This window comes from Leucobacter sp. (assembly GCF_053528595.1).
This window is the reverse complement of the sequence record NZ_JAIVPF010000083.1, coordinates 1-11775: the sequence shown is the minus strand read 5'-3', so window position 1 is coordinate 11775 and position 11775 is coordinate 1. Positions and strand designations below refer to the sequence as shown.

Below are 11775 nucleotides of genomic sequence, written 5' to 3'. Positions count from 1 at the left end.
GAGGACGGAGCGGCGGTGAACGCTTCGCGTTCACCCTGAGCCCGCTCCGTCCGTGTAGGCTGGTGCAATCGGTTTCTCGTCGTCAGGCGAAGGCCCCTACGACGTTCCCAGGAGGCAGATTTTGTTCAGCGCCATCGGACGGATCTTCCGGACTCCCGATCTGCGGCGAAAGATCGTTTTCACGCTCGCGATCGTTTCGCTGTTCCGGCTCGGATCCTTCATCCCGGCACCGTTCGTCCAGTTCGACAACGTGCAGGCCTGTCTGGTCGCCAACCAGTCCGCGGGGACGTCGGGTCTCTACGACATGATCAACCTGTTCAGCGGCGGCGCGCTGCTGCAGCTGTCGATCTTCGCGCTGGGGATCATGCCGTACATCACGGCCTCCATCATCACCCAGCTGCTGCGCGTGGTCATCCCGCACTTCGAGGCCCTGCACAAGGAGGGTCAGGCCGGTCAGGCGAAGCTGACGCAGTACACGCGCTACCTGACGATCGCCCTCGCGGTGCTGCAGTCGACCACGCTGATCACCGTCGCCCGCTCGGGCCAGCTGTTCGGCGCGGCCGCGAACCAGGCCTGCCAGAACCTCGTCTCGCAGGAGTGGTGGGCGATCCTCATCATGATCATCACGATGACCGCCGGCACCGGCCTCATCATGTGGTTCGGCGAGCTCATCACCGAGCGCGGCATCGGCAACGGCATGTCGCTGCTCATCTTCACCTCGATCGCCGCGACCTTCCCCAACGGCCTCTGGGTCATCAAGGAGGCGCAGGGCTGGGAGACGTTCTTCCTGGTGCTCGCGGTGGGCCTCGTGGTCGTCGCGGCGGTGGTCTTCGTCGAGCAGTCGCAGCGCCGCATCCCGGTGCAGTACGCGAAGCGAGTGGTCGGCCGCCGCACCTACGGCGGCAGCAGCACCTACATCCCGATCAAGGTGAACATGGCGGGGGTGATCCCCGTCATCTTCGCCTCGGCGATCCTCTACCTGCCGATGCTGCTGACCCAGTTCAACCAGCCCCAGATCGGCGAGGAGCCGAAGGAGTGGGTGGTCTGGATCCAGAACAACCTCGTCTTCGGCGACCAGCCGATGTACATGCTGGTCTTCTTCCTGCTCACCATCGGCTTCACCTTCTTCTACGTGCAGATCACGTTCAACCCCGAAGAGGTCGCCGACAACATGAAGCAGTACGGCGGCTTCATCCCGGGCATCCGCGCGGGCCGGCCGACCGCCGAGTACCTCAACTACGTGCTCACCCGCATCACGAGCGCCGGCTCCCTCTACCTGGGTGTCATCGCGCTCCTCCCGCTCATCGCGCTGTCGTTCTTCGGCGCCAACCAGAACTTCCCGTTCGGCGGCGCCTCGATCCTCATCATCGTGGGTGTCGGTCTCGAGACCGTGAAGCAGATCGACGCCCAGCTGCAGCAGCGCCACTACGAAGGGCTTCTCAAGTGACCGAGACCACCACCGCTCGACTGCTCATCATCGGCCCGCCCGGCGCGGGCAAGGGCACCCAGGCCTCCCGCATCGCGGAGCGCTACGACGTTCCCGCGATCTCCACCGGCGACATCTTCCGCGCCAACATCAAGGGCGGCACGGAGCTCGGTCAGCGCGTGCAGGCGATCATCGAGGCCGGCGAGCTCGTGCCCGATTCGCTCACCAACGAGATCGTCGCCGACCGTCTGGCCCAGGCCGACGCGGCCGACGGCTTCCTGCTCGACGGCTACCCCCGCACGGTGGACCAGGTGCACGCCCTCGACGGCATGCTCGGGGGCGGCTCCCTCGACGCGGTCGTGCTGCTCGAGGCCGACACCGACGAGGTCGTCGCGCGCCTCCTCAAGCGCGCCGAGCTCGAGGGTCGCGCCGACGACACGGAGGCCGTGATCCGCCACCGCCAGGAGGTCTACGCGGAGCAGACGGCGCCGCTCATCGAGCTCTTCTCGAAGCGCGGCATCCTGGTGTCGGTCGACGGCCTCGGCACCGTCGACGAGGTCGCGGAGCGCATCGCGTCCGGCCTCGACGCGCGGCTCGCGGCGACGGCGGGGCGCTAACCGGTGGCTCGCAGGGGCGTGCTGCGTCGATCGATCTACAAGTCTCCGGCGCAGTTGCGGCTGATGGTCGAGCCCGGTCTGGCGACCGGCGCCGCTCTGGAGGCGATGCGCGCGGCGGTGCGCCCCGGGATCAGCACCCTCGAGCTCGACGCCATCGCGGAGGACGCGATCCGCTCCCGCGGGGGCGAGCCGAACTTCATGCTCGAGCCCGGCTACCGGCACACCATCTGCGCGAACGTCAACCAGCACGTGGTGCACGCGATCCCGACCGAGCGCACGCTCGAGCCGGGCGACATCGTGGCGCTCGACGCCGGCGCCGTGGTCGGGGGCTGGCACGGGGACGCCGCCTTCTCCGCGGTGCTGCCCGATCCGGCGCGACCCGAGCACACCGCGGCGATCGAGCAGCTCAGCGCCGTCACCGAGCAGGCCATGTGGCGCGGGATCGCCCGCCTCGCGAGCGCCTCCCACCTGGGCGAGGTGGGGGAGGCCGTCTCGGCCTACGTGCGTGCCAACAGCGACTTCGGCGTGCTCGAGGACTACATCGGCCACGGCATCGGACGCAGCATGCACGAGGATCCGCCGGTGTTCAACGTGCCCGTCAGGCGCCGCGGGCCCGAGGTGAAGCCCGGGCTGGTGGTGGCGATCGAGCCGATCATCTCGGCCGGCGGCATCGACACCTACGTCGAGGACGACGACTGGACGGTCACGATCGCCGACGGCTCGATGAGCGCCCAGTGGGAGCACTCGGTCGCCGTGCACCGCGACGGCATCTGGGTGCTGACCGCCGAGGACGGCGGAGCCTCGGGGCTCGCGCCGCTCGGCGTGACTCCGGTTCCGATCCCGTAGTCGCCGCGGTCGTCCCGGGGCGACCGCGTGTTGCGCAATCCCGGTTTCGGGAGTACTCTTGATCTTTGGTGCTTTGCGCCTGTTTTCGTGTTCGCGGAAACGGTCGGAGGGCATTCGCAAGACCAGCACACACCTACGCAAGCGATAGTGAGGCTATGGCGAAAAAAGACGGCGTCATCGAGATCGAGGGACAGGTTGTCGAGGCTCTGCCGAACGCGATGTTCCGCGTCGAGCTGACCAATGGACACAAGGTTCTCGCCCACATCTCGGGCAAGATGCGTCAGCACTACATCCGCATCCTCCCCGAGGATCGTGTGATCGTGGAGCTGACGCCCTACGATCTGACCCGCGGCCGCATCGTCTACCGTTACAAGTAGGTCGCTGGAAAGTAACGGCTCGCGGCACTTCGCGAGTACGAGGACAGCGAACAACGAAGGAAACATCATGAAGGTCAAGCCCAGCGTCAAGCCGATCTGCGATCACTGCAAGGTCATCCGCCGCCACGGCCGCGTCATGGTGATCTGCAAGAGCAACCCGCGCCACAAGCAGCGCCAGGGCTGACTCTCGAAGCCGGTCATCGAGCCCGTCGATGTTTCGGCGTGCTCAGCACGGCGATGACCGGCGGATCCTGATCTCGACCAGCTCGTTCGACGGATCCGACGCAGAACACGCACAACCGAATACACCATCCAGCGCATCGAAGAACCCGGGCCCGGCCCGGGGGACACCTCGGGACGGAGGCCCGAACCCCCGACGCGCACCAAACCTCCACTACCGCCAAGGAGAGCCAGAATGGCACGTCTTGCAGGAGTCGACATCCCGCGCGACAAGCGCGTTGAGATCGCACTCACGTACATCTACGGGGTCGGCCGCACCAGCGCGCTGAAGACCCTCGCCGACACCGGGATCGACGGCAACATCCGCGTCAAGGATCTCACCGACGACCAGCTCGTCGCGCTCCGCGACTACATCGAAGGCAACTTCAAGGTTGAGGGCGACCTCCGCCGCGAGGTCGCAGCCGACATCCGCCGCAAGGTCGAGATCGGCAGCTACCAGGGTCTCCGCCACCGCAAGGGCCTGCCCGTGCATGGTCAGCGCACCAAGACGAACGCTCGCACCCGCAAGGGCCCGAAGCGCACCGTCGCCGGCAAGAAGAAGTAACCGCCGGTCCACTCGACCATCACACAGAGCTTTTCAGGAGAACACTCAATGGCTGCACCAAAGACGGCGGCTCGCAAGCCGCGTCGCAAGGACAAGAAGAACGTGGTCGTGGGCCAGGCCCACATCAAGTCGACGTTCAACAACACGATCGTTTCGATCACCGACACCACCGGTGCCGTGATCAGCTGGGCCTCCTCGGGCGGCGTCGGCTTCAAGGGCTCGCGCAAGTCGACCCCGTTCGCCGCTCAGCTGGCCGCCGAGTCCGCCGCCCGCAAGGCGCAGGAGCACGGCATGAAGAAGGTCGACGTCTTCGTGAAGGGCCCGGGCTCGGGTCGCGAGACCGCGATCCGTTCGCTGCAGGCCGCGGGCCTCGAGGTCGGTTCGATCACCGATGTCACCCCGCAGACGCACAACGGCTGCCGGCCGCCCAAGCGTCGTCGCGTCTGAATTGATTGTCAAGCCGACTGCGGTCGGCTTCGACTGCCGCCTCCGGCGGCATCGGGGCTCAGACCGACATCGGCGAATGCTAGCGGCCTCCGGCCGCGACGGGAGAACCGTCGCGGCCGGTCGCCGAGGCTGTTCAGTCCTTCCCTTTCCCATCAACGCATGAGTCATATAGCGGACTCCAGCGAAAGGACCACACACAGTGCTCATTGCACAGCGACCCACTCTGACTGAAGAATCGATCTCCGAGTACCGTTCGCGCTTCGCCATCGAGCCGCTCGAGCCCGGCTTCGGCTACACGCTCGGCAACTCGCTGCGTCGCACCCTGCTCTCGTCGATCCCGGGCGCCGCGGTGACGAGCGTGCGCTTCGAGGGCGTCGCCCACGAGTTCACGACCATCCCGGGCGTGACCGAGGACGTCACCGAGATCATCCTCAACATCAAGGATCTCGTCGTCTCCAGCGAACACGACGAGCCGATCACCGCCTACCTGCGCAAGACCGGCGCGGGCGAGGTCACCGCCGCCGACATCTCCGCTCCGGCGGGCGTCGAGGTGCACAACCCCGAGCTCGTGATCGCCACGCTCAGCGACTCGGCTCAGTTCGAGCTCGAGCTGACGATCGAGCGCGGCCGCGGCTACGTCTCCGCCGTGCAGAACCGCAACGAGGACGCCGAGGTCGGCCGCATCCCGGTCGACTCGATCTACTCGCCGGTGCTGAAGGTCACCTACCGCGTGGAGGCCACGCGCGCCGGTGAGCGCACCGACTTCGACCGTCTCGTGGTCGATGTCGAGACGAAGCCCGCGATCAGCCCCCGCGACGCCATCGCGTCGGCCGGTTCCACCCTGGTGGAGCTCTTCGGCCTCGCGCGCGAGCTCAACACGGCGGCCGAGGGCGTCGAGATCGGCCCGGCTCCGGTCGAGGTCGTGACCGAGGGCGAGCTCTCGATCCCGATCGAGGATCTGGATCTCTCGGTGCGCAGCTACAACTGCCTGAAGCGCGAGGGCATCAACACGGTGAGCGAGCTCGTGGCGCTCTCCGAGGCGCAGCTCATGAACATCCGCAACTTCGGTCAGAAGTCCGTTTTCGAGGTGCGCGACAAGCTCACCGAGATGGGCCTGTCGCTGAAGGACGCCGTGCCCGGCTTCGACGGCGCGCAGTTCTACAGCTACGAAGACGACAACAACTAACGATCCGGCATCGTCCCGCCCGATCGCACACTTACTGGAGTAAACAATGCCGAAGCCCACCAAGGGCCCCCGCCTCGGAGGCGGTCCCGCACACCAGCGCCTGATGCTGAACCAGATGGCCGCCCAGCTGTTCGAGCACAAGCGCATTCAGACCACGGAGACCAAGGCCAAGCGCCTGCAGCCCGTGGCCGAGCGCCTCGTGACCTTCGCGAAGCGCGGCGACCTGCACGCGCGCCGTCGCGTGATGCGCCAGATCCTCGACAAGTCGGTCGTGCACGAGCTCTTCACCGAGATCGCGCCGCTGGTCGAGAACCGCGAGGGCGGCTACACCCGCATCATCAAGACCGGCTTCCGCAAGGGCGACAACGCCCCGCTGGCCGTGATCGAGCTGGTGCTGGAGCCCGTCAACCCGAAGCCCAAGGCCCAGAAGGCCGCTGCAGCCGAGGCCCCCGCCGAGGAGCCGCAGGCGGAGGAGACCGAGGTCGTCGAGGAGGCCGCCGAGGCTCCGGCCGAGGAGGCCGCTGAGGCCCCCGAGGCTGCTGAGGCTCCGGCCGAGGAGGCCGCCGCCGAGGAGAAGGCCGAGTAAGGCTCGATCCCGACGCACGCGAAGCGCCCCGCGATCCCCATCGGATCGCGGGGCGCTTCGCGTATGCGCGGCTCCCAGTTTTCGCTCGTATCCGCAGGAACGCGCGGACCTGCTCGGACGCGCGGCTCCGCTCCGGCGTCCCGCCGCTCCGGGCCCCTTCCGCTCCGGCGTCCCGCCGCTCCGGTGTCCCTCCCGCTTCGCGCGTCACTAGTTGCTCCCTCGCGGTTGTTTTGGCGGCAACTACTGACGCGCGAAGGGGCTGGACGGGCCGGGTGGCCCGCCTCGCGGCGGGGGAGGGCGCGGGGCGAGGAGCGCGGCAGGCGCTTCCGGGGCGGGCGGGGAAGGTCTGGTGGAGGCGAGGAGGAGCCGCGAGGTGCTCAGCGGCGCGGGATCGCGAAGGGGTGCTCAGCGGCGCGGGATCGCGAAGCCGATCGCCTCGCCGGGCTGCTGCAGCTCATCGAGCGCGTGCTGCACCGAGGCGGCGTAGATCTCGCCGCCGCTCGGATTGGGGTGGATGTCGTCCCCCGCGAGGGCGTCGGGCACACCCGTGACCGAGCCCGTCCAATCCGCGACCACGACGCCGCGATGCTCGGCGGCGAAATCCGCGAGCACCTGGTTGACGCCCGGGATCCACTCCCGGTCGGCGTGCGCGTTGACGAGCACGACGGGGCGCGCTCCTGCGGTCCGGCGGATCGCCTCGAGCTCGTCCGGCTGCACGGGGCCGTTCGTGCCCAGCCCGATCACCAGCACCGACCTCAGCGCACCCTGCGAGGAGAGGTCCGACACGATCCCGACACCCGCCCCCATGCCGCGCGAGACCGCGGCGTCGACGGCGATGCCCGGCAGGGCCTGCTCGAGTTCCGGCAGGCTCGCGAGCATCACCGAGTCGCCGACGGCGCTGATGTCGCGTCCCTCCGGAGTGACGGGGATCGGCGGGGCCGGGGCGCGGTCCTTCGTCTTCCCATCGTGCTTCGCGTCGGCAGTCCCGCCGTCCCGCGGCTGACGATCCGGCTCGCCGGCCGGCCCCGGCTCCCGCGCGTCCGCGGTGTCTGCGGGGGCCGCGGATCCCTCCGCAGCTCGCTGGTCGAGTGCGGCCTGGCCCCGGGCGATCGCCTCCGCCGCGGAGCTCATCTGCGGAGCGGTGGCGACGGCGTACGCGGTGGCGGGCACCGTGACCGCGAGCACCGCGCCGAGCCCCAGGGCCACCAGGCGCTGGCGGCGCGAGTGATCGCCGATCCGGAACAGCAGGCGGAGCGACCGGCGCAGGCCGAAGCGCCGCACCGGTTGCTCGACGAAGCTGTGGGACAGCGCCGCGAACAGCACCGTGACCAGCAGCGTGAGCACGGGGACGATCCACCCGGCGCCGGTTCCGAAGGCAGCCCCGAAGACGAGCAGCAGCGGCCAGTGCCAGAGGTAGATGCCGTAGGAGCGCTCGCCGATCCAGCGCAGCGGCTGCACGTCGAGCGCGGCACCGATCCACGCCCCCTGGCGGGTCGCTCCCCAGACGATCGCGAGCGATGCCGCGGTCGCGAGCTGGAACCCGCCCTGGAAGCTCGCCGGGCTGCCCTCGGGCAGGGTCCAGGCGAGCCAGGCGAGCACGCCCAGACCCGCGAGGGCCGTGCCGCCGTACGCCAGCTGCCGCCACGGCCCCGGGGCTTCGGCCGCGATCCCGTCCGCCGTCCGGTGCAGCAGCATCGCCATGGCCGCCCCCAGGAAGAGGCCGAAGGTGTGGCTGTCGGAGCCGAAGTAGACCCGGGTGGGATCGGCGCCGGAGAGCGACAGCTCGAGCATCAGGCCGGCGGAGACGAGGCCCAGCGTGATGAGGGGGAGCGCCTGCGCGGTGCGCCCGCGCAGCCGCACGAGCGCGAGCACGAGGAGGGGGAGCAGGATGTAGAACTGCTCCTCGATCGAGAGCGACCAGGTGTTGCGGAACAGCTCGGGGGTATCGCGGGCGAAGTAGTCGGCGCCGCTCGCGATGAAGACCCAGTTGCTCACGAAGAACGCGGCGCCTGCGAGCTGGGCGGCGATGCCGACGAGGAGATCGCCGCCGATGAGCAGTGCGGCTCCGGTGCTCACGAGCAGCACCAGCGCGAGCGCGGGGAGCAGGCGGCGCGCCCGGCGCCGCCAGAACGCGCCCAGTCGGATGCCACCGCGGAGGTCGACCTCGCGCAGCAGCAGCGAGGTGATGAGGAATCCGCTGATCACGAAGAAGACGTCGACCCCCAGGAAGCCGCCCGGCAGCGCGCTCGGGAACAGGTGGTAGCAGAGCACCAGGCCGACCGCGATCGCGCGGAGCCCGTCGAGCCCGCCGAAGCGGCCGGTGCGCGCGGGGGACGATGCGGAGGAGGGAGCCATGGGAGTCTTTCGGCGACGCGGGGACGAGGTGCCGTGCGCCGCCATCCAGTGTACGCCGAGTGCGGCCGTCGGGCCGCCGGGCCGTCGGGGTCGGAGCGGCGGGACGGTGGGACGGCGGGACGGCCGGCGGGCGGGCGACAGGCCGGGCAGCCGGCCGGCCGCACGATCTGGCAGGATCGAAGCGTGAACGCTGATCCGGATCCCGCGGCGACGGCACCCCTCGCTCGACTGCGCCTCGATCTCGCCTACGACGGCACCGACTTCTCGGGATGGGCGGCCCAGCCCGGGCTGCGGACGGTGCAGGGCGAGCTCGAAGCGGCCATCGCCGTGCTCCTGCGCACTCCCGAGCCGGTGCGGCTCACGGTCGGAGGGCGCACCGATGCGGGGGTGCACGCTCGGGGCCAGGTGGCGCATCTCGACGCGACCGCGGAGCAGCTGGCGAAGTGGAGTTCGCGGCGCGCGGCCGACCCCGGATCGGATGCGACGGCGGAGGCGCGGATCCGCGCCCGCAAGCTGAACGGAGTGCTGAGGCGCGCCGCGCCGGACGTCGTGGTGCACGCGGTGCGCGAGGCGCCGGCGGCGTTCGACGCCCGGTTCTCGGCGCTGCGTCGCCGCTACGAGTACCGCCTGCGGGGCGAGGGCATGCGCCGGGATCCGCTCACCGCGCGCTTCACCGCAGACGTGCCGCGCCCGCTCGACCTCGAGACGATGCAGCGGGCCAGCGACGAACTGCTGGGGCTCAACGACTTCACCACCTTCTGCAAGGCGCGCGAGGGATCGACGGCGGTGCGGGATCTGCTGTGCTTCGAGTGGCGCGAGACCGAGGACGGCGCCTACGCCGCGCGGATCGAGGCCGATGCGTTCTGCCACTCGATGGTTCGGGCGCTCGTCGGCGCCGTCGTGGCCGTCGGCAGCGGGAGGATCGGCGAGGCCGAGCTGATCGCGCTGCGCGACGCCCGTGAGCGCACGAGCCGCTTCACCGTGATGCCCGCGCACGGGCTGTCGCTCGAGGAGATCGCCTATCCCTCCGACGAGGAGCTGGCCGCTCGGGCGGAGCAGACGCGGGCGCGGCGGGATCCTCTTCGGTAGACGATGCTCGGCGGGTGCGGGGCGGCCCGCGGAGCATCACGTGCTCCGGTGCTCCGGTGCCCCCGGCGCTCCGGTGCTCGCCTGCGCATGTGCTCCGGGGTGAGGGCGGGTGGGGCGGCGTTCGCCGTTTCGATTCAGCTCGGTCCGGGGTCTTCGGCGGGCAGGGCCGCCGCGCCCCCGGCCCGATCCGCCGTGGTGGGAACGGCCTGCGCGGGGGCGGACCCCGCCCGCTCCACCGCGGCGAGCTCCTCGAAGAACGTCCGCCCGAGGGCGTGCGAGCGCAGGCCGTACTCCACCGTGAGCCGCTGGTAGTGCGCCAGCTCCCTGAACTGCTCCGGCACCTCCTCGCCGTCGATCATGGCGGCGAGTCGAGTGAGACGGGCCTCGTCGGCGGCGGCCCGCTCCGCGATGCGGTCCAGCACGGCGCGGCGCTCCCCGCGGTCGGGGAGCGCGCCGAGGAAGTAGAGCTTGGAGAGCGCGGTCACCTCGAGATCCCGCTCGGTGACGGCCGCGAGCATCCACGCGTGGAACGCCGCGCGGCCGCTCTCGGTCGCCGAGTACAGCTTCTTGGCGCGGCCGGCCTCCGTCTGCTCCTGGACGGTGACGTGCCCATCGGCGAGCAGACGCTGCAGCGCGGAGCGCAGCGCGCCGAGACTCGCCGCGTAGAAGAGCGAGATTCCCGCGTCGAAGAACTTGTTGAGGCTGTAGACCGTCTGGGGCCCGACTGCGATGAGCAGCCCGAGAATGACGTGCGCCAAAGTGCCCTCCGTGCTAGATTACTGGAAGTAATATTACTTGAAGAAATATCGAGTATCCCGTGTGAGGACCATCATGCCCGACCGCACCCCCGTCGCGACCCTGCGCGCGCACTTCGACCGGGTCACCCGCCGCCCGAGGCCGCCTCGGCGCACCGCAGATCCTGGTGCGCGGTCCCGGCGTGGAGTTCGCCTACGGGGATCAGGAGACGCCGTTCCACGCCGCGAGCATCGGCAAGCTCCTCACCGCGACGGTGGTGCTGCAGCTCGTCGAGGAGGGGCGGATCGGGCTCGACTCGCCCGTCGACCGCCTGCTGCCCGCCGAGACCATCGCGGGCCTCTTCGCGCCTGCGCCGGATGCCGCGCCGGCAACTGCGCCGGATGCCGCGCCGGATGCGGCTGCGTTCGGAGTGGTCGGGAGCGCCGGGCTCGCCCCCTCCGGCCCGACGGTGCTCCACCTGCTCCGGCACGTGTCCGGCGCGAACGACTACTTCGAGGGCCGGGTGCGGCACGGCGACCGCATGCAGCGCATCCTGCGGCGGGATCCGGATCGCCGCTGGTCTCCGTCCGAGCTCGTGGCGTTCACCCGCGAGCGGCAGACGCCGATCGGAGCGCCGGGGGAGCGGTTCCGCTACTCCGACACGGGGTTCGACCTGCTGGGGTGCGTCATCGAGGAGATGACCGGGCAGCCCTACGAGCGGGCGCTGCACGACCGCGTCATCTCGCCGCTCGGCCTGGAGCGCACCTTCCTGCCGTTCCGCACCGCGCCGGCCACCGGCGCCGACGGGATCGCGCCCTGCTGCCTCGGCCGTGTCGAGATGAGCCGTCGAGGCGGGCTCACCTGCGGATGGGCGGGCGGCGGAGTCGCAGCCGCCCCGGAGGACCTGCTGCGGTTCGGCCGTGCGCTCCACGGCGACGAGTTGCTGTCGGTGCGCAGCCGGGGGATCATGGCCGACATTCGGAACCGGGTGCGGCCGGGCATCCACTACGGCGCGGGGATGATGGAGCTCCGCTTCTCGGAGTTCGGGCCGTTCATGCGGAGACTGCCACGACTGCGGGGGCATCTCGGGTCGCTGTCCACGGCGCTGCTCCACGATCCGGAGAGCGATGTGCATCTCGTCGCGAACTTCCACGCCTCGGGCGAGATGTCGCGAATGGTGCGCTCGCTCGTCGCGATCGCGCGGACGCTGCCGGGTGCCGCCGCCGCCGGTCGGTGATCGCGGGACCGGGATCGCTTCGTCGCGCGGCCCTGCGGCCCTGCGGCCCTGCGGCCCTGCGGCCCTGCGGCCCTGCGGCCCTGCGGCCCT

General features: G+C 70.2%; 13 protein-coding genes. 11 read left to right on the top strand and 2 right to left on the bottom strand.

Features of this window, described 5'->3' with window-relative positions; all coding sequences use genetic code 11:
* Window positions 1–121 precede the first annotated feature (121 nt).
* The 9 genes from secY (at window position 122) to rplQ (ending at window position 6269) form a co-directional block, all read left to right on the top strand.
* Window positions 122–1447, top strand: coding sequence for a preprotein translocase subunit SecY (gene secY, locus ACWKZU_RS16845; RefSeq protein WP_449283489.1), 1326 nt, complete (start codon window positions 122–124; stop codon window positions 1445–1447).
* Window positions 1444–2043: an adenylate kinase gene (locus tag ACWKZU_RS16840; RefSeq protein ID WP_449283488.1), complete on the top strand. Its 600-nt coding sequence runs from the start codon at window positions 1444–1446 to the stop codon at window positions 2041–2043. Before secY ends, ACWKZU_RS16840 begins: the two co-directional genes overlap by 4 nt.
* A gap of 63 nt (window positions 2044–2106) precedes the next feature.
* Window positions 2107–2889, top strand: a complete 783-nt coding sequence (gene map / locus ACWKZU_RS16835) for a type I methionyl aminopeptidase (protein WP_449283491.1) — start codon at window positions 2107–2109, stop codon at window positions 2887–2889.
* Window positions 2890–3044: 155 nt separating this feature from the next.
* On the top strand, window positions 3045–3266 hold the full coding sequence (infA, locus tag ACWKZU_RS16830; RefSeq protein WP_017885304.1) for a translation initiation factor IF-1: 222 nt from the start codon (window positions 3045–3047) through the stop codon (window positions 3264–3266).
* A 67-nt stretch (window positions 3267–3333) separates the two neighbouring features.
* Window positions 3334–3450 carry a 50S ribosomal protein L36 gene (rpmJ, locus tag ACWKZU_RS16825; protein ID WP_017885303.1) on the top strand — a complete coding sequence of 39 codons (117 nt, stop codon included), beginning with the start codon at window positions 3334–3336 and terminating at the stop codon, window positions 3448–3450.
* 231 nt (window positions 3451–3681) lie between these two features.
* Window positions 3682–4050 (top strand): 30S ribosomal protein S13, encoded by a 369-nt coding sequence (gene rpsM / locus ACWKZU_RS16820; RefSeq protein WP_017885302.1) that lies wholly within the window; start codon window positions 3682–3684, stop codon window positions 4048–4050.
* A gap of 48 nt (window positions 4051–4098) precedes the next feature.
* On the top strand, window positions 4099–4497 hold the full coding sequence (rpsK, locus tag ACWKZU_RS16815; protein WP_017885301.1) for a 30S ribosomal protein S11: 399 nt from the start codon (window positions 4099–4101) through the stop codon (window positions 4495–4497).
* 199 nt (window positions 4498–4696) lie between these two features.
* Complete coding sequence (locus ACWKZU_RS16810; RefSeq protein ID WP_449283487.1) at window positions 4697–5683, top strand: DNA-directed RNA polymerase subunit alpha; 987 nt, start codon at window positions 4697–4699, stop codon at window positions 5681–5683.
* A gap of 103 nt (window positions 5684–5786) precedes the next feature.
* Entirely contained in the window at window positions 5787–6269 is a 483-nt protein-coding gene (rplQ, locus tag ACWKZU_RS16805; protein ID WP_449283490.1) for a 50S ribosomal protein L17, read from the top strand.
* A gap of 405 nt (window positions 6270–6674) precedes the next feature.
* On the opposite strand, the gene ACWKZU_RS16800 is transcribed toward rplQ, so the two are convergent.
* Window positions 6675–8624, bottom strand: a complete 1950-nt coding sequence (locus ACWKZU_RS16800) for an acyltransferase family protein (RefSeq protein WP_449283486.1) — start codon at window positions 8622–8624, stop codon at window positions 6675–6677.
* Window positions 8625–8807: 183 nt separating this feature from the next.
* Between ACWKZU_RS16800 and truA the strand changes: the two genes are divergently transcribed.
* The gene (truA, locus tag ACWKZU_RS16795) at window positions 8808–9713 is read left to right on the top strand and encodes a tRNA pseudouridine(38-40) synthase TruA (protein ID WP_449283485.1); all 906 of its coding nucleotides are present in this window, start codon (window positions 8808–8810) and stop codon (window positions 9711–9713) included.
* 134 nt (window positions 9714–9847) lie between these two features.
* Here the strand turns inward: truA and ACWKZU_RS16790 are convergent, their stop codons facing one another.
* Window positions 9848–10471: a PadR family transcriptional regulator gene (locus tag ACWKZU_RS16790; protein WP_449283484.1), complete on the bottom strand. Its 624-nt coding sequence runs from the start codon at window positions 10469–10471 to the stop codon at window positions 9848–9850.
* Between the two features lie 179 nt (window positions 10472–10650).
* Between ACWKZU_RS16790 and ACWKZU_RS16785 the strand changes: the two genes are divergently transcribed.
* On the top strand, window positions 10651–11685 hold the full coding sequence (locus ACWKZU_RS16785) for a serine hydrolase domain-containing protein (RefSeq protein WP_449283483.1): 1035 nt from the start codon (window positions 10651–10653) through the stop codon (window positions 11683–11685).
* The last annotated feature ends 90 nt before the right edge of the window (window positions 11686–11775 follow it).